Origin of the sequence: Chryseobacterium sp. P1-3 (assembly GCF_000738495.1) — a bacterium.
Taxonomy (GTDB): domain Bacteria; phylum Bacteroidota; class Bacteroidia; order Flavobacteriales; family Weeksellaceae; genus Chryseobacterium; species Chryseobacterium gallinarum.
The window spans coordinates 168295-186545 of the sequence record NZ_JPEQ01000002.1; the positions used below are offsets into that span (position 1 = coordinate 168295).

Sequence of the window (18251 nt, forward strand, 5' to 3'; positions counted from 1 at the left end):
GTTCCGCTTCCATTTAGAATAAATAATAATATTCAAAAATAGTATAAATGCAAGAACAGCAGCATCAGATTAAAATATATGGATTCCTGCAAAAAGTAGTATATACCATAGTTGCTTTGGATTGTGCATCACTATTTTATCTGCATGCAGATATTCCAGTACTCTCGAATCTGCTCAGGAACTTTTCTAAAATGAGCTTTATTTACCCACCTGTCAATGCCAAATTTGCCACACTTATTCTGATAGGATTGGTAGCCATCGGTACAAAAGCCAAGAAAAAGAAAGATTTAAATATTGCTGTAGAAATAGTTGTTCCTATGGTACTGGGGCTTGTGATGATGTTTTCTTCTTTGGTTTGGCAAAAAGAAGCTGGTGAATCTTCGTTACCTAAAATCTTTCCGGGAATGCATCTTTATCAGGTTGTTTATGCTTTTCTTTCTTTTCTGGGAGCAGTGATCCTTCAGATGGGAGCTGATAGTATTTCTAAACTGATGCAGCAGAAAATGGGAAAAGATAGGTGGAATGTGGAAGAAGAGTCTTTTGATCAAAATCAGGAGCTTGTACAATCCAATAGCAGTATCAATATTCCCTATATTTTTTGGTATGGGGGCAAAAAGCATGAAGGGTGGATAAATATTGATCCATTTCGCGGGACAATGGTAATTGGCGTTCCGGGCTCTGGTAAATCTTTTGGCGTGATCAATCCCGCTATCAGACAGATGATAGCCAAAGGATTTTGTCTCATGATTTATGATTTTAAGTTTCCTGATCTGGGACAAATTGCCTATTACCATTATCTGCTTAAGAAGAGTAAAGATTCTGATTATAACTACAGCTTCCACGTTATCAATCTTAATGATGTTGAAAAATCAAGAAGGGTAAATTCTTTCAAAAAAGAATATGTGAAAACCCTGGCAGAGGCACAGGAGATGGCAGAAGCGATGGTATCTTCTCTGCAAAAGGGCAGTACCAGCTCAGGAGGAGGGTCTGATCAGTTCTTTACCCAATCGGCCATTAATTTTCTTTCCTCCTGTATTTATTTTTTTGCCACTTACGAAAATGGAAAATATTCGGATTTACCTCATATCCTTTCTTTTATGAACAGAAGTTATAAGGAAATTTTCGATACACTTTTTAATCATGAGGAACTGTATTCATTATTATCACCCTTTAAATCAGCTTATGAAAACAAGGCTTTTGACCAATTGGAAGGTCAGGTAGGAACACTAAAAATATTTTTGTCCAGACTGGCTACCAAGGAAAGCTTTTGGGTGTTTTCAGGTGATGAAGTAGAGCTGAAGATTACGGACCGGAATAATCCTTCCATTATTATTCTGGCTTCAGATCCGGGAACTCAGGATATTAATTCTGCCTTATATTCTTCGGTACTCAACAGGACACTGCGTTTAATCAATTCCAAAAACAATCTACCAGGAGGTATTATTGCTGATGAATTTCCGACGATTTACATTCATAAAATTGATAATGTCGTTGCCACAGCAAGAAGTAACAGGGTTGCTGTAATGTTAGGTCTTCAGGAACTTCCACAGCTTCGCCAGTTTTACAAGAAGGAAGTAGCGGATACTATTTCTGCGATTGTTGGAAATATTCTTTCAGGCTCTGTAAGAGATAAAAAACACGCTTGACTGGCTTGAAAAGCTTTTTGGTAAAATAAAACAGAAATCATACTCCCAATCCATCTCTCAGCAAGGAACAACCACAAGTATCAATGAGAAAATGGATTTTATGATTCCCGCTGGAAAAATTGCGGCACTCAGGACCGGAGAAATGGCTGGGATTATTGCTCAGGGTGAAGAAAATAATACTGAAGAATACAAAACTTCTGCGGTGAACGGCAAAATTAACCTGGATATGAAAAGTATTAAAAAAGAGGAAGCGGAACTTCCGCCTATGCCGACTTACTATTCTTTTGTAGATAAGGCAGGAGTTAATCGTAAAGAGGAAGTACTGATGACCAATTTTAGAAAAATCAATAAAGAAGTGGAATTAATCGTCAGAGAATTAGTAAAAGCATAATTATGGTACAGACTAAAATAATAAGTGGCAGACTTTACAAGATGGTTTTACCCATTTTCCTATTAATAAGCAGCTTTACGTTTGCTCAATTCAATACACTTTCACCTTCACAGCCTAAGAAGCCTGAAAGCCCAAAGATTATTGAAACGACAAAAGAGGATGAGCAGTTAAATAAAAAAAATAGAAAAAACTTTTGGAAAAATATCTTCAATACAACCACAAAGTCGGATTTGAAGAATGAAATCGATTCTTTAAAGATACTACTGAAAGAATACAGCCATGTAAACAATTCCAGAAGAGACATTCAAAGAGCAAAAGATTCTTTACTTCTGGTGACTCAGCTTAGATCTGAGAAAAAAAGAGAGGATTTAAAAAATCAACCTTCCGGGGCCTTATATGATTTTGTAGAGGAGCCTAAAGAACAATTATCAAAAATTGTAATGCCTCTGCGTAATACAATGAGTATCACATCTCCTTATGGAACGAGGGTACATCCTATTTTCGGTACGAAGAGAATGCATGGGGGTATTGATTTAAAAGCTCATTATGAAAATATATATGCTGTAATAGATGGAGTTGTAACGGCCAGTGGCTGGGACCCTGGTGGCGGAGGCAACTATATTAAAGTACGGCACTTCAACCGCTTTGAAACGGCTTATCTGCACTTATCGGAGAGCTATTACAAAGTCGGAGAGCCGGTGAAAGCTGGATTTATCATTGGAAAGAGTGGAAATACCGGAAATTCTACAGGTCCACATTTACATTTTTCGGTGAAAGAATTTGGACAAAGGATTAACCCGGTTAATTTTCTCAATGATTTAATAAGAGTCAATAACCTTATAGTAACCTACCCTAATACCAGTACAGCATTATACAAACCCTACTAAATAGATTAAAAATGAAAAATAACAATTTACCCACAGATCAGCTGAAGAAATATGGAATTATTGACCAGGACAATACATTTTCTAAAAAATTAAGTCCTGAAGATATTCAGAGGTTTTTGCAGGGATATACGATCGTTGCGGACAATGATAAAAGAAGAGCCACTTTTCAGCTAGTTGAAAACAATAGCCGGCTTAACGTCATTTTTTTAGAACGTGATAAAAATCTCTCGGAACTCCTTGAAAACAGTGAAAAGAGAATTGAATACACTGATATAAAGGAAGTCTCAAATAAATTGCCTTCGGGGTTTCTGGGACTTGAAAAGAAGGCTTTTGTCTTTGATGAAGAAACAGGGAAAGTATTTGAGTTTGATTTGACGAAACATGCTACTGAACTTACCGCCATTATTGCAGATAAAAAGGATGCTGAGGAACTTGGTCGCTACAAAAATGAGTTATTAAAGCTAAAGGCATTTATCAACAATAAATTAGAAGCAGGGTTTCCACATGAAATCGCAAAAGAGATTTCCCGTGATCTGAATATAGTATCAAGAGAGATAGATATTGTTGATGAGATTTTCCAAAAACAGGAAAAATCGGATGTTCAGTTGAATGTAAACGATCCTGATCTCTACCAGGATGGAATCCGGATGAGAGAAGAGGAGCAGCAGGAGCGGGATGAAAAAAGGGGTTTTAGAAGATAAAACTCTGTTGATAAGCCTAATATATAGTAGAATTTCAAAGTAAATAAAATTTAAGAATGGATTTATTTGAAGATTATGAGCTTATTCCTGAAGAACTGAAGGCCGTATGTGATAAATGGCAGCAAAAGGCAGTGCACGAGGGACTTGACTATAATGATTGCGCCATTTTTCAGGAAGAATGCGAAGCTATTGGTTATACGTTTGATTACGGACTGGATGCAGATCCTTTTGATTTACGTGCCATTGATCCGGAAGAACGAAAACTAGAAAATCATACTAGTAATAATCAAAATCCAAAAATTATGGGACCAATCAATGATTTAAGTTGGTATGATAAGAATATTACTCCGATAACCCGGGCTTATAAAAATTTTGTAAAAGAGATGAAAAATACGTCTCCGGAACAATGGTTTAAAGATGGTGAACGGAAGTTTTCCGGTCAGGAAAAAAAAGTTCATCGCTATTTATCAATTTAAGAATAAAGCTAAAAATGTCTCATTCTGTAAATACTCATCCTTATTCTGTAAATGAATTGATTGATAATAGTTTTCAGGAAAAATTCAGAAATATGACGGCAAAATATGCGGTAGAAGTTCTCAATAATTACGATGATGATAAAATCCTACAGTTTGTAGATAACAAAAGAAATACAATAGTCAGAATAGATAATCCTTCAGATAGGCACAATTTACTTTTCGATTTATGGGCAAAAGAATTTCAGAATAGGACTGATTTAAGCTCAGGACTAGACAATAGACAGATTGAGGAACGAATGGCTTACCATTACCATCAATACGAAAGAGTAGAGAATAACTTTAATATTGAAGTCAATCAACTCATCAAAGATTCACCTGAAAGCCGGAAAAGTACCCGTGATCTTGATTGGGAAGAAAACAATCTTGGATTTGAAGATCTGTTTTTTAAGGAAGATTTTGAAGAAAATCTGGTTCCCGCATCCGGTCTTCCACCAGGATGGTTCTGGCGGGAATATGATGATGGTAGCGGTTCGTTGATAAGCCCGAGTGAAAATAGCTACTACAGCTATGATCTTCAAACTCAAGAATACAGATTACCCGATGGCAATGGATGGAGAACTCTGAGAGATCATTATAACCATCCACAAACATTATTCGACTTTAGAATCTTTGCGGAACAGAACTTAAAAGAAAAGGCGGCAAAAAATGATCTTTCCCCGAAACTTTCAGTAGAGGAAAAAAAAGATCTGCTCAACTACAGAACCTTTATGAAAGAAAATGAATTCATACTTGAAAAATTACAGATTACTGAGAATCAAAGAGCAGCTTATGCGCAAAAAACTGAATTTGGAATAACAGATGATGATGATTCTTTGACAAAGCAACAATTGGATCAAATACCCGATGTTCTTGATGGACACCAACTATCGAAGAATGATAAATACGCATTAGTTTTTGGCTTATTGGAAAAGCAGGAGTACGGCGAATCTTATGAATTATTAGGAAATGGCGAAATTTTAAAAAACTATCTAAACGAAGATAACTTGCCTTCCTTTAAAATATTAACAATAAATGATATAAAGTTTAACAACCAAAATTATAACATTATGGAAACACAAAAAGAATTTAATCAGGTACAATACCTAAAAGACCAGATGAAATATCTTGGTTTTGGAGAAGGTGAAAAGCTTCACAAAGATTTGGAAAAAGGAATTAAATCAAAGAAAAATGAATTTGAAATTAAATCCTCTTCCGATAAGGCTCTGCCCGGAAATAAAGTAGATTTTATTTTGAAATTCAGCAAAACTGAAAATGGTGGAGTCTTTCTTAATTCTTATCATTCAAAATTAACAAATGATAAAAATGAAGAGATGTCCCATAATTTTCCGGTAAACCGTGAAAATACTTTTACGGCTAAAGAAGCTGTAAACCTGCTGGAAGGGCGCAGTGTGAAGATAGAGTTTCTGAATCCCAAGACTGATCAAAAAGAGCCTGCCTTTGTGAAATTCGATTTTAGTGAACCCAAAACCGAAAAAGGAAATTACAAATTCCAGAATTTTTATAAAAACTATGGCATTGATACTGCTGAGATTGTAGAAAAATCAAACCTGGTATTCGATAAACCAGAATATAAAGACAGCACCATCAAATCACTGGAAAAAGGGAATATAGTTAAAGTAAAGATAAAAGAAAATGATCAGGTGGTTGAAGCAAAAGCGGTTTTAAACCCACAATACAAAAACCTGAACCTCTATGATCAGGATATGACCAGGATCAATACCAACAAGCCTTTACAGGGGATGGAAGATGAAAAAGGACATGATAAAGCCAATGTAAAGGAACAAAGCATTAAACGATAAAATCATACCTGTCCATTATTTTAAAGCGGCAAGTCTAAGAATGATTTGCCGCTTTTTTTAAAATCTTTTAATATGAAAATAAATTTAATACTTCCATACCTGCTTTTTCTTTTCACCATCAGTTCCTGCCATAAAGAAATCAAATCCGATAAAGGTGGAATTGATATTATATCGAACGTCTATTTTGATGCGTCCAAAGGACTGGGGAAAATGCAGAGTTTTCATGTATCAAAACTAAATTACTCTAAAAATGAGCTTATAGAAGAGGTTCCTGATCTTTCATTTCCTGAGATAAGTAAGCAAATGTATTATATCAGGGATTCACTCTACTATCCTTTTGACCTCGTGGAGAGTAATCTCATTTTTTCAGACCTTTCTAAGAAGAGGCAGCCTTTTCTGGTTTGGAACAAGAAGGAAGGGGCTGTGTTTTCAAAAGAGTGGATTCCTAATTATAGAAACAGAAGAAATCTATACGATACGATCTTATTTCAGAAAAAGTACAGACGCTTTGAGATTAATTCTCCCTGGACTTATACAAGATTTTATATCTATCCAACAGACACAATCTTACCATATTCACTGTATAAACATGCAGAAAAGGATTATAACGGAAGATTGGAGCGTATCGATTCCTATAATAAGAAGGACGACATATTTGTGACCCTTCAATTATTACCCAGAAAGAACTGGGATAGTGATGCCAAAGAACTGTTTGAATTTAACCATTTTGTAAAAAGCCGAAAAAGTGAGTGAAAATAGCTTAGCATATAAAGATGATGATATTTCCGTAATAGAGGGAAATAAGGAAGAACTTATTGTTTTTAAAAGTATAAAGGATAAACATTCTTTTTTGGAACTTCTGAAATTAAATAATCAGAATAATAATAGAACTCTTGTTGCGCTTCATTCCGGAGAAAATACCAAAAAGTTTATTGGCAGGTATCAGAATTATGCTGGTAAAATATTTCTTTGTCTGGATGGAGATAGAAGAGGGAATATGATGACCATCAAAATTCTTACAGATATGAATGGGAAGAATATAAAGGATATTCGTCCATTATATGGAATCTCAGAAAACGGTAATCAAAATTTAAGTGAATATTTAGAAAACAAACTAGGTCTTCAAAATAAAAATACTATTTTAGTCGAACCAAAAAAATCGGAAGATGGAAGCACTACTATTAAATCAAACAGAATTTCCGACACTCAGCACTTGGGAACCGAATCTTCTGAACGAAGTTCTGGAAAACCTATCGCAAACAGCCAATCCGAGCAAAACGGAAATAACCAAGGAAGACAAGCTATGGGCAGCAACCATGTTGGAAATGGACTTGCAGGCACAGGGTGGAGCGATTTGGGAAACGCAGCAAGAGAAAGATCCGCTTCTGGAACACAACAGGAACATGATGAGGAAGATGAGGGAAGAAAACATTCCATGGGCGGAATCATATCCGGGAGAACTTTATCCTACAGAACAGGATCAGAATTAAATACATCCCATAAAAATAATGAGGATGTAGAGATTCTTATTTCAAAATATAAAGGGCAGAAAGTTAATAATGAGCAAGTTGCAGAAGTTGTTTCTGCAACTTGCTTTGTTTCAAGGGACAGCAAAATTATTCTACAAGAAAATCTTAATCTTACAAATGATCTGAAAGATATCTGTGGACAGTTCAAAAGTGGCGGTACAGCAAAAGAGGGTAGGGGGATATTAGATGAATACTACACCGATTCAAAGATTGTAGATGCTATCCGCAATTTAATCAAAGATCAGTTTAAAAACCGACAGGAAATTTCGGTATTAGAACCTAGTGTAGGAACAGGAAACTTTCTCTATGCTACAGAAGGATTGGGAATAAAAGCAAAAATTACGGCTTTTGAAATCAATGAAACTACAGCTAAAATCTCAAAAATCCTTCATCCTGAAGCTGATATTAATCTCCGCTCCTTTGAAACGGAATTTATTGATGAGAAGGGTAATAAAAAAGAATTCTCTGAAAAATATGATTTGGTTATTGGAAATCCGCCCTACGGGGAACACCGGGGGCTTTATAAAGGTTTGGGAGAAGAACCGAAGATCTCAAAATATGAAGATTATTTCGTTAAACGTTCTTTAGATTCTTTAAAACCAGATGGCATTTTGGCAATGGTGCTACCGTCTGGTTGGCTAAACAGGCAAAACCAGTTAAGAAATGCTGAATTGATAGAGGGTTTCCGTCTACCCAATGGAGTTTTTGCAGGGACAGGTATTGGTACGGATATTATTATTCTAAAAAAAGACTCTCAAAAAATTTCCAGAGATATTTCCGATTATTTTGAAATTAATCCTGAGAAAATTCTGGGTGAAACCCGTGAAAAAACTAATCGTTTTGGACGAAAAGAAAACTATGTTCACGGAAATTTAGAAGATGCTTTGTTAAAAATAGAGCGGCTGAGGGGCAAAAAGGAAGTCGAAAGAATCGGAAATCTTTTTGAAGATTTATTTCTGGAAGTTGAAGAACCTAAAATCATCTTAAAAAATAAGGATTCTGGGGACAAATCGGAAAGTATTACAGATGCTGAGCCAGATGAAGTAAATTTTACTGAAACCCATGAAAAAGTTGAACAGGTACTTTTGACTCTTAATGCTGTAAAATTTAAATCTCCTGCTATTACAAAGGAGATTGATAAATACAAAGAACTTCAATTCCAAATTACCAGTGAACCTCAGAAGTTCGATCAAAATCGAATTGATGATATTCTTCAGAGAGCGGATAAGATTATTCAGTCTTATAGCGGGAAAAATACAGAGTATAGAATTCAGCCCCAGGTAGAGCTTAAAAAAGGAGTTCTAAAATACCAATTCCTTAAATCTGATGATATTGTAAATACTTCGCTCCAAAACAGCTCTGAGCTTTCTAAGGAACAGATTGAGGCATTTCAGGATACTTCTTATGACGGGACTCTACATAATCATAGAAAGCACTCTCAATTTGCCAACTATATTGGAGGAAAATGGGTACACGACTTTTATTACGCAGAGGGGAATATTTATGCAAAATTGGGACAACTGGAAAAAGACTTCATAGATAAATATGCTGTTGGAGGAACGGAAAACCAGTATGAGAAACAAAAGGCACTATTAGAAAGTGTTTTGCCTAAGACAAAATCACTGGATGAGATCTTTATCAGTCCAAATCATGAGTTTATACATCAATTTGATTTGGGCTATGTAGAAAAAGATCAGTGGAATTCTAAGACAAGACAAACAGAGCCGGCAATGGTATCCTATAACCTTGCTGAGAAATTTAAAGATTTTGTCGGAACGTTATCCAGTGAGGCTTTTGCTGGTTCTTCAGCATGGGAAGTCCGAAGTTTTGTGGACAATGAGACCGTTACAGGAAGTGATAAAGAAAGAAATGCTTTAGTTCGTGAAAGGAGAAAAGCAGCTGCCAATGATTTGTTTTATAAATTTTTAAGGGAAGAATTATCAGATGAGTTAAGGCAGCGTTTTGTAAAAGACTTTAACAGAAACTATAATAATATTCATGTTCCGGACTATTCCAAATTTCCGTTATTTTCTAAAATCCATAAGAATTTTAAAGGACGAGAACTGAAATTAACTGAAGTTCAGAAAGCAGGAATCGGAAGACAAACTACAAAAGGTGTTGGATTATTAGCTCACGAAGTTGGGTTCGGAAAAACCTTATCAGGAATACTGTCCATGCATGAGGCGGTGGAGCGTGGAAATGCAAAAAGACCACTGATTGCTGTTCCTAATGAAAGTATTCTTAAACAATGGGTGGAGACGATATTTGAAACAATTCCTAATGCTAAAGTGAATGTACTGGTGAATCTTGGTAAAGATTATGACCTCTCAAAGTTTGATAATAAAGACGGGGAAATTACTATAGTTACCTACGAGGGTTTTAATAATATTGGTTTTTCCGAGAATATTACCCAGGAATTGGCTTCCAAATTTTCTTACATTTCAGAAAGTGAGCTGAAAAGTGTAAATGCCATCAGTGAAAGGGATTTTCAGAAAGATTTGGAAAAAGAAAAGGAAGTGGAAGGCAAGATGAAGCGTGGCAAAATCTATGACTGGGAAGATTTTGGATTTGATCACCTTACTTATGATGAAGTACACAATGCCAATCATATTGTAGGAAAGGTTAGAGTTGAAGACCGTAGATTTGCTTCGGATTTCAGGAGTCAGAATCAGCAGACATCAAAACTGGGAATTAACACGTGGATGGCTGCACAGTACATTCAGGATAAAAATAATGGTAGAAACATAACGCTGCTTTCGGCTACTCCTTTCACGAATAAACCCTTGGAATATTATTCAATTTTATCCCTTATTGCGAATAAACGTCTCGAAGAGTCTGGTTATTTCAATGTCAATAATTTCTTTGAAACCTTTATGGAAGCTGATAATGATATGGAGATCGATGCCAGAGGAGATGTGAAATTCAAAGCCAATGTTCGACGGTTTAAAAACAATTCTCTTTTTCAGCAGCTGTTGTCTGAATTTATTGACATCAAAGGAGAAGAAGATAATCCGGAGCTGAAGCGGCCTAACAAAATCAATAAAGAATATAAAACCGAGCAAAATGATCTGACGAAAGAGCAGTATGATTTGCTCAACGCAAATTTTAGCGAAACGGAGAAAGGAGCAATCCTGACTCATATTCTCAATGCCCGATTGATTGCTATTTCTCCGTATCTGTCGATTTATTATGATGGAGAAATTCCTACTATAAAGGAGTTTATAGAAAATTCTCCAAAGCTGAAACAGACTATGGATCTGATACGCCAGAATAAGAAGGACATACCGGATTCAGGACAAATTATTTATTCAGAATTAGCCGTTGCAGAATTTCCAAAGCTGAAAGAATATCTTGTACAGGAGGTAGGTTATAAGCCAGAAGAAATCGGAATTATTACAGGAGCGACAAGTAAACCTAACAGGCTAAAGATCCAGGATGATTTTAATTCAGGGAAAATAAAAGTAATCATCGGTAGTGAAGCCATTCAGGAAGGAATGAACCTTCAGGAAAATACAACCGATGTGTACATACTTTCTCTTCCTTATAATTTTACAGCTCTACGGCAGGTGGAAGGACGTGCATGGAGACAGGGAAACAAAAATGAGAATGTAAGAATCAATTTTATGCTAACCAATGATAGTATTGATGTTTTCATGCTCCAAAAGCTACAATCCAAGCAAGCCAGATATTTAGAAGCTATGAAGAAAGGTGCGGATGTTTTAGATATATCGGACATCAGTACCCAAGAATTAAAAACCGCCATTATTACCAATCCTGAAACAAGGGCTAATATTGAGATTGAGCTTATGAAAAAGCGAATTGAAAATGAAAAAGACAGGTTCAATGCTGATAGGGCCTTTGTATTAAGAAAATATGAGGATTTTATCAAAGTTCAGGAAGACGTAACTAAAGCGCAGCACAATTACAACAGAATATTGGGATACTCTAAAGAAGAAGGAGAAAATGCTGAATATTGGACAAATCAGCTTTCCTCTTATCAGAAAACAATTGACCTTTCAAAATTAGAAGTTCAAAAAACAATTCAATATTTAGCAGAAAAGGGGGTGAATGTTACAGAAATTGAGAATCAGACAAAAGCAACTGAAGAGAAAATTGCAGAATTGGATAAGAAATTGGAAGACCTGCCAGAGATAAAAGACAAATTAATAGAGCAATATCAAAGAGAAAAAGAAGAAAGTGTAAAAAAGAACAAAAATGTGGATTTGATTAAGGAAAGAGCTGATGAAAATAAGATTTTATATAAAAATTCAGTAGAATTTATTGATAATGTGGAATTCAAAAGTAAAGTAAACACAATATCAAATCAAGAAGAAAATATAAGTGTGGAGAATGTAGTGGTGACAATCAGAAAAAGATAATTGAAAATTTTTATTTCCTGTGAACAACTCCTATTTTTAATTAGAATATAATAAAGACGCATGAAATTTATTTCATGCGTCTTTTATGTATTTATTATTTAATTATAATGTTGCTTGAACTACGCAAAAAGAATGCGCAATAAGTTGTTTATTTTGTATTATGAAATAAGAATTTTAATAATTAATGCTTAAAAAATACTCGAAAATGGATATATATTTACAGGAAATCTATTCAACAATTTACAAGAACGCAGTTCTATTTTTAAAAACGTGGAATTAAAGAAATTATACAGAATGATAAAGAAATTTTTTGATCCGGAAACAGCAATTATATCCTGTCTTTATATCCAGACATCAATTGAGTTATCACTAAAGGCTTACTTAATAAAAGAAGTTGATATTAATGCTATTTTAAAAAGTAATGAGACTTTTTCTAGCGAAATCCTTTTTGAAAAGTTTAAAGAAAATCATTTAAAAACTAAGACATATGAAGAGCTCAAAAATATTTTGAAAGACAATAGCGATTTGGTTTTTTTTACTGAACACCATTTTGATCACCTTACTAAATTTCAACTGTATAGAAATAAGCTCATACATTTAAATTTGTTTTTATCCGAAGACGAAATAATTAATCTCAAAAAAGAATTAATCTTTGCTGTAACGCATTTATTGATGCCTTTACTGACAGATATTAGTTTTGAGTATGAAAGCCCCTCAGAATTTTATGAGGAGCATTTGGATGGAAATGATTTTAACAAGTTGATCTCATTTCAACCTTATGTTGACGAAATGCATAGAATGGCAGTTGAATATTCTGGTTTAGCTTACGAATGCATAAATTGTTGCAAAAAGACATTTTCTCCAAATAATGAAATATGCTACTGTTGTAATTTAAATCTGATATACGCAGCAGATTACATTGGCTGCGAAGCTTGTAAAGCAAAAAAAGCAATCATTTACGATACATTAAACATTCATGAGGAAGGTAATGAACATAGTATAAATGGAGTCTGCATGAACTGTGGTGACAAGATGAACGTGTACGAATGTCCTGACTGTGAAATTAGATTTACCTTTTATGGTCAGCCAGATTTTGAAGAGAAAATTTGTAAATGTTAAAATATTAATATGGAGAAAGCTAAAAAAATTGAAAAGTGGAAATATAAGAATAGTGTTTTGAATTCCTTTAAAAACGATGATAAGGAATTTGAGGAGCTATCAGGAATTATTGACGCTGTTAATAAAACCGATCTTAAAGAGATTTTTAGTAATGGCCTAGAATCTAGATATGATCAGTATAAAAAGTATTTGTATGTACATAATTTGTTTTTGTTCAGGGATCTGGAACAGCATATTAAGGATTCAGTCTATTGCTTGATTATTAATGCTTATATCCCTAGTATTACTAATACAAATCTACTTCTTGAAAGAGCATTAAAGCTTACTTTAATACAATTTGAAGTAGGTACTGTTGCAGATTATGGTGATGAAGAAATAATAAAAAAAATATATTCAGGCTGATAAGATGTACGCTGGAAGAAGTATGGACAAAAATATTCAGAGATGTAAAAAATACAAAATACTTAGTGAAGAGGAAGCAAATGAATTAACTAAATATAAGCTAAAATTCAGAGATGGATTTTCCCATTTTACGCCAGCGAATATATTAGGCGGAGAAGAGAAACTGATAAGTATTCCTTTAGGACAAAATGACCCTGATTTTGAAAGAAAGTTAAAAATGCCTTCATATCAATCAATGCAAGTGATACATTTTGCAACAATGAATGCTGAAAACCACCTCGCTTATGTTCTTGATGTCCTGAATCATTTACAATACAAAGTTTTAGAACAATTTAGTAAGAAATAGGAATTTTAAAGCTTTTTATCTGTGCTGTAATTTGATTAATCTTTATAGCACAAGACATTATTGAACGTTTATTTAAAATAATTTTTAAAACTGTAGTAATGATAACAATTGAGAATTTAACAAATGTGGTAAGTGGTTCACTGAAGATAATCCATATTTTGAATAAGAGTTGTAAAAAAATAAATGTCAAAGACGTTTACCTTCTTAACGAAGATACCCTTTGCTGCGACTTTTATGCTGTTGCAAGAAATTCATATGATATAAAATTAGAAATGACTGCAATTATGGGTTGTTTTAATGGTATCTTCAGAAACAATCAATATGATAATGTTGATCTAAAGAATTATGCAGTCCGGGCATTTGATCAGGACGATAATGAAATTTTTATATGCTTTATCGACTAAAGCTACAGCGGAATTTATTGGAACCGGAAGATCCATTGAATGGCTTTCATCAACTTTTTTTTCAGGAAAATACAGAAGATTATCGCCTTGCTCAAGCTAAGCAGATAATTTCTGAAATTGAGAATGGATTGAGAGAAATTGTAAAATTAAAGTTCAAAGATAAATTTGGTGATGATTGGTGGTCTAATGAAATAGACCATAAAATAAAAAAGGATGTTAAGAAAATCTATTTTAACAATTTTGGAGTAGATTGTAATGAGGGTAATATTTTGATTGCTTATACTTTTACATTACAAGTGAAAGAAATTATCTTATCTAACTTTAATCTATTCGCAAACTATTTCCAAAGTCCCGCACAATTTAAAAGTTCGATGGATACTTTAAATAAATTAAGAAGGGAAGAAGCTCATAATAGACCCATTTCACATCTAGATTTGAAAAATCTAAAACATCTTCACCAAGATTTACTGTCTGTTGTTCTGCTTGAACTAAAATCATTTCAATCTGTTTTTTTAACTGAGAACTGGAGAAGTAAAATAAAAAAAATAATGAAAGAAGTGGAAGTATAAACCTGTATATCATAAGAAGGAAATTGATGCCGAATTTGATGAGGTACAAAAGCTTTTTAAGATTAAAGATAATTTATCTTCTCTCATCTCAAATTTGGATGATACAATTATTAAATTAGAATCAATAACGGTACCTATTCATAAGAAAAGTATTCATTTAGAATTATTGAACTGTTTTGAAGATTATAAGGATCTCCAAAAATCTTTACTTAATGAAGCTTTAACCTTAGATAATGAGAGAATAGATTTTGTGAAAAATCAAATAAAAAGTGCAAGAATCTAAGATGGATGTGTTCGCAGAAAAGTTTCTGCTAAATGAAAAATAGAAGTGAAGTAAAATTAAATGGAAACCAAAACTAAACACACTTATCTCTGAGAAAAAATTATTACTAATGTGGAAATTAAAATTACCATAGAGAAAATAGAAGATTATAGAATTATATTATGAACCTAAAGAACAAGTTAAACAGGTAAATAGAAATCTATAATCTGATTGATAAATTAGTGATTTAATATTATTCAAGTAACATTACTTATATGAGTACCAAAATTCAATGGCTTATTCCGTGCTATTTCGATGCAGATGATAGTTCTGATGAGGAAATAATTCTTGATATTACCGATAATGTAAAGCATATTCTTACATTAAATATTGCAGAAAAAAAAGTAGAATATGGGTTTAACTATGGTCTGAAAACTTTTGTCTCTGATGAGGTCGAAAAAGTTTTGATTAAAATTCTGCCGAAATTTAGGAGTGGTTTTGTTGAAACAAATCGTGTCCAAAATTATGTTTTTAATAATCTAGGAATGATTTATTCATATTTTAATGTTGATGATAATTATAAAAACTGGCATTATTCAACAGGAATAGCCATAATAGAAACTCAATTAACCCGAAAAACATTGATACCTTCCAGAGATCAAATTAAAAATCTGAATTCAATTCCTTATGATTTTATTCAGAGTTATAATCAATATAAGGCACTACAGAAAGAGATTTCATTTCTATTTTTATCTGCATTACATTTAACTTTTCCAACAACTTCCGTGATGGGATTGAATAACGTTTTTTAATGGTGGGATTATTCATTTCAAGTCAAAGAAGAGAAACTTTTTACGAAGATCTGAAAACAGATGTTTTCATGCATCATGTCTTAATTACTAAATCACGAATAATAAATCTGAAAAATAATTTATCGGGAATTGCTAAAGTATGGGATTGTAATTTATGGTCTTTAAAAAGATATTTAATAAGTGTTGAATCTCATGTCGAGGATATGGATAAGCTCCTAGATTTGGTTTATGCAATGGAGGGATTATTTGAAAAAAAATGCATCATCTGATTTTATGAAGTTGTTTTGTATAATTCATTTGACACATAATAAGAACGATGCTAAAAAAATGAAAGGAATTTTAGATGCTGTTTTTAAAATTAGAAATGAAATAGCACATGGAGGATCTTACTACAGAGGATATGAATATATAAAACTTAATGGGAAAGACGTGCTTTCACAAGATCTTTATTGGGAGATGAAAGTGATTGTTTCTCAATTAATCATATTGGGGATTAATAAGATATTGAACAATAAGGAGGTTAGAAATCTTAATTTCAAAATTGATGATTTGTATGACAAGATTTATACATAATTACAAAATCTGTATTCTTAAAAATGCAAAAAAAACTAAATTTAAATATCAAGTGTAATTTATTTTATGATTTCTAATCATAAGCAAGTCTATTTTTTTTAATTTTATACTTACTAATAACTATAAAACTTAAAAATGCCAGGATACAATATTGAAGGTAAAAGGATTGTTATTTCAGATGATAAATACAAGGATATTTACTGGCCTGAATTCTCTGAGCTTTTAAAAGAGAAATTTTTTCAAACAGAAGTTGAAATTACTGACCCTAAAACTGTAAGTGAAATTCTTAAATTCAGCTTTACATTTTTCTGTAAAAAACTGGAAGACAAGATTCAAAGTGAAAAAAGATTTTCATTTTACTTATTTTGTCATAATCTACATGAAGATTCAATTGAGCTGCATCAAAAACAAATTGAAGGGTATCGGCTAAGTATTAATGAAGAAAAAATTTGCGGGATCACGCCGAATTTTAAAGATTATACTTGAGCAGTCTACAAAATATAATCTTAAAGGTGCTCCTATTTTTTTTAAAGAAATGCAGGATAATATGCTAGATTATTGCACGTTTCTTGAAGAATTAATTTATATTGGCGAGTGGGCATTTATTTCCAGCGAATATTTAGCAAGAGTTCAATTATTTCCAAAAGCAATAGGTGTTAAATATGAAGGGAAAGAAAAAGAGATTGCTTTTCTAACCTATCAGCCTTACCCATTATTCTTTTCTTATATTTTCAATGATTTAAACAATCATAATTCAGAAGTTGCTCTCTCGGATTGCATTCATGATTTTAAACTTTTAGCTGAAGATAAGTATTCTATTAAATATGATGATCTATGTTACTTTGTTGCAGAAAATTTACAAAAATCTGAGAACCGATTAGGTGTTACACTTTTTCCTGAAATTGTTAAAAGTATTAAGGCTAATACAGGTGTTGATCATACATTTCTTGATAGTTTCTATGAAGGTTTGACCATTACAAAGCAAAATGCTTTAAGTATTGAAGAGAGCTTTTATAAAAACCAAGATATATACAGACATATATATCGACCTATTTTAGAATATTCCATTGATGGCAAACAATACCATATAATTGGTGCTAATAAATGGCTGGAAAGTATTTCACAGCTATCAACAAATTGCTTTCCATTTGGAATTTTTCCGCCTGAATGGAAAGTTAATAATGATCTTAAAAAGTTTATTGAGAAAGTAGATAATACCCATGATAAGACACTGCAGAATCCTATAATCGAGTTAATCAAAACAAAAAAATACCCTTATGAGGTTGATATCGAAAGTTTCCAGTCTGCTAAGAAGCAATTTATTAATATCAATAATACTATAGGTGACATTGATATTCTTTTTCTTGATTTGAATAATAAGAAAATATATGTTTCTGAATGTAAACATAATCGATCCAGATTTGATTACAATAACTGGAAAAGAGATTATAGTAATTTTAAAGATAAGTATGAAAAGCAGTTGAAAAGAAAAGTGGACTGGGCAAAGGATAATATCATTGTTATTCAAAACCATTTTAAATTACGGGCGACTGACCCAATTGAAGTCGATTTAAGTGATTTTGAAGTTGTAGGTATTTTTATCATTAATGCTCCAACTTTATATATGTACAATAGCCAAAGCAAGTGTTATACTATTCACGATTTTGATAGGCTCCTAAAAAACGAAAACCCTTATCCAGATTTTGTTATTACATCAGAAGATACTGATGCTGTATATACAATTCAACATCCTTATTTTGATAATATTGAAAGTCAAATTTAAGAATTTCTATAAATGGTAAAGAAGATAAGTAGTTAAAATTTTACAATTAAGGTGGAAAGACTAAACCAATAGTTTAGATTAAATGTAAGATACTCGGGAAGTATATCTCCAAA

At 32.9% G+C, this 18251-nt stretch carries 15 protein-coding genes and 1 pseudogene; all 16 read left to right on the forward strand.

Annotation, left to right across the window (positions count from 1 at the left end; genetic code table 11):
• Window positions 1-47: 47 nt before the first annotated feature.
• The 16 genes and pseudogenes from HX13_RS01435 to HX13_RS01520 all read left to right on the forward strand — a co-directional run bounded on the left by HX13_RS01435 (window position 48) and on the right by HX13_RS01520 (window position 18138).
• Window positions 48-2037 (forward strand): annotated as a pseudogene (locus HX13_RS01435) (type IV secretion system DNA-binding domain-containing protein).
• Window positions 2038-2039: 2 nt separating this feature from the next.
• Window positions 2040-2924, forward strand: coding sequence for a M23 family metallopeptidase (locus tag HX13_RS25850; RefSeq protein ID WP_128572147.1), 885 nt, complete (start codon window positions 2040-2042; stop codon window positions 2922-2924).
• An 11-nt stretch (window positions 2925-2935) separates the two neighbouring features.
• Window positions 2936-3625 (forward strand): hypothetical protein, encoded by a 690-nt coding sequence (locus HX13_RS01445; protein ID WP_050019658.1) that lies wholly within the window; start codon window positions 2936-2938, stop codon window positions 3623-3625.
• A gap of 56 nt (window positions 3626-3681) precedes the next feature.
• Window positions 3682-4101, forward strand: coding sequence for a hypothetical protein (locus HX13_RS01450; RefSeq protein WP_050019659.1), 420 nt, complete (start codon window positions 3682-3684; stop codon window positions 4099-4101).
• A 14-nt stretch (window positions 4102-4115) separates the two neighbouring features.
• Window positions 4116-5960 (forward strand): hypothetical protein, encoded by a 1845-nt coding sequence (locus HX13_RS01455; RefSeq protein ID WP_050019660.1) that lies wholly within the window; start codon window positions 4116-4118, stop codon window positions 5958-5960.
• A 72-nt stretch (window positions 5961-6032) separates the two neighbouring features.
• Window positions 6033-6713, forward strand: coding sequence for a hypothetical protein (locus HX13_RS01460; protein ID WP_050019661.1), 681 nt, complete (start codon window positions 6033-6035; stop codon window positions 6711-6713).
• Window positions 6706-11868 carry an Eco57I restriction-modification methylase domain-containing protein gene (locus tag HX13_RS01465; protein WP_050019662.1) on the forward strand — a complete coding sequence of 1721 codons (5163 nt, stop codon included), beginning with the start codon at window positions 6706-6708 and terminating at the stop codon, window positions 11866-11868. The genes HX13_RS01460 and HX13_RS01465 overlap by 8 nt, the downstream gene beginning before the upstream one ends.
• A 270-nt stretch (window positions 11869-12138) precedes the next feature.
• On the forward strand, window positions 12139-12987 hold the full coding sequence (locus HX13_RS01470) for a hypothetical protein (protein ID WP_128572148.1): 849 nt from the start codon (window positions 12139-12141) through the stop codon (window positions 12985-12987).
• A gap of 9 nt (window positions 12988-12996) precedes the next feature.
• Window positions 12997-13389, forward strand: coding sequence for a hypothetical protein (locus HX13_RS01475; RefSeq protein WP_050019664.1), 393 nt, complete (start codon window positions 12997-12999; stop codon window positions 13387-13389).
• A 22-nt stretch (window positions 13390-13411) separates the two neighbouring features.
• Window positions 13412-13735 (forward strand): hypothetical protein, encoded by a 324-nt coding sequence (locus tag HX13_RS01480; RefSeq protein ID WP_128572149.1) that lies wholly within the window; start codon window positions 13412-13414, stop codon window positions 13733-13735.
• A gap of 98 nt (window positions 13736-13833) precedes the next feature.
• Window positions 13834-14139 carry a hypothetical protein gene (locus HX13_RS01485; RefSeq protein WP_050019666.1) on the forward strand — a complete coding sequence of 102 codons (306 nt, stop codon included), beginning with the start codon at window positions 13834-13836 and terminating at the stop codon, window positions 14137-14139.
• Between the two features lie 17 nt (window positions 14140-14156).
• Window positions 14157-14708 carry a Swt1 family HEPN domain-containing protein gene (locus HX13_RS01490; RefSeq protein WP_128572150.1) on the forward strand — a complete coding sequence of 184 codons (552 nt, stop codon included), beginning with the start codon at window positions 14157-14159 and terminating at the stop codon, window positions 14706-14708.
• 537 nt (window positions 14709-15245) lie between these two features.
• On the forward strand, window positions 15246-15782 hold the full coding sequence (locus HX13_RS01500) for a hypothetical protein (protein ID WP_050019669.1): 537 nt from the start codon (window positions 15246-15248) through the stop codon (window positions 15780-15782).
• On the forward strand, window positions 15782-16051 hold the full coding sequence (locus HX13_RS01505; RefSeq protein ID WP_050019670.1) for a hypothetical protein: 270 nt from the start codon (window positions 15782-15784) through the stop codon (window positions 16049-16051). Before HX13_RS01500 ends, HX13_RS01505 begins: the two co-directional genes overlap by 1 nt.
• 58 nt (window positions 16052-16109) lie before the next feature.
• The gene (locus tag HX13_RS01510; RefSeq protein ID WP_128572151.1) at window positions 16110-16355 is read left to right on the forward strand and encodes a hypothetical protein; all 246 of its coding nucleotides are present in this window, start codon (window positions 16110-16112) and stop codon (window positions 16353-16355) included.
• Window positions 16356-16791: 436 nt separating this feature from the next.
• Window positions 16792-18138 carry a hypothetical protein gene (locus tag HX13_RS01520; protein ID WP_050019673.1) on the forward strand — a complete coding sequence of 449 codons (1347 nt, stop codon included), beginning with the start codon at window positions 16792-16794 and terminating at the stop codon, window positions 18136-18138.
• Window positions 18139-18251: the final 113 nt, after the last annotated feature.

Excerpts from the sequence above, each read along its gene's own strand:
- HX13_RS25850 (WP_128572147.1), top strand. The coding sequence starts at position 2,040 with ATGGTACAGACTAAAATAATAAGTGGCAGACTTTACAAGATGGTTTTA.
- HX13_RS01445 (WP_050019658.1), top strand. The coding sequence starts at position 2,936 with ATGAAAAATAACAATTTACCCACAGATCAGCTGAAGAAATATGGAATT.
- HX13_RS01450 (WP_050019659.1), top strand. The coding sequence starts at position 3,682 with ATGGATTTATTTGAAGATTATGAGCTTATTCCTGAAGAACTGAAGGCC.
- HX13_RS01455 (WP_050019660.1), top strand. The coding sequence starts at position 4,116 with ATGTCTCATTCTGTAAATACTCATCCTTATTCTGTAAATGAATTGATT.
- HX13_RS01460 (WP_050019661.1), top strand. The coding sequence starts at position 6,033 with ATGAAAATAAATTTAATACTTCCATACCTGCTTTTTCTTTTCACCATC.
- HX13_RS01475 (WP_050019664.1), top strand. The coding sequence starts at position 12,997 with ATGGAGAAAGCTAAAAAAATTGAAAAGTGGAAATATAAGAATAGTGTT.
- HX13_RS01480 (WP_128572149.1), top strand. The coding sequence starts at position 13,412 with ATGGACAAAAATATTCAGAGATGTAAAAAATACAAAATACTTAGTGAA.
- HX13_RS01485 (WP_050019666.1), top strand. The coding sequence starts at position 13,834 with ATGATAACAATTGAGAATTTAACAAATGTGGTAAGTGGTTCACTGAAG.
- HX13_RS01500 (WP_050019669.1), top strand. The coding sequence starts at position 15,246 with ATGAGTACCAAAATTCAATGGCTTATTCCGTGCTATTTCGATGCAGAT.
- HX13_RS01505 (WP_050019670.1), top strand. The coding sequence starts at position 15,782 with ATGGTGGGATTATTCATTTCAAGTCAAAGAAGAGAAACTTTTTACGAA.
- HX13_RS01510 (WP_128572151.1), top strand. The coding sequence starts at position 16,110 with ATGAAAGGAATTTTAGATGCTGTTTTTAAAATTAGAAATGAAATAGCA.
- HX13_RS01520 (WP_050019673.1), top strand. The coding sequence starts at position 16,792 with ATGAAGAAAAAATTTGCGGGATCACGCCGAATTTTAAAGATTATACTT.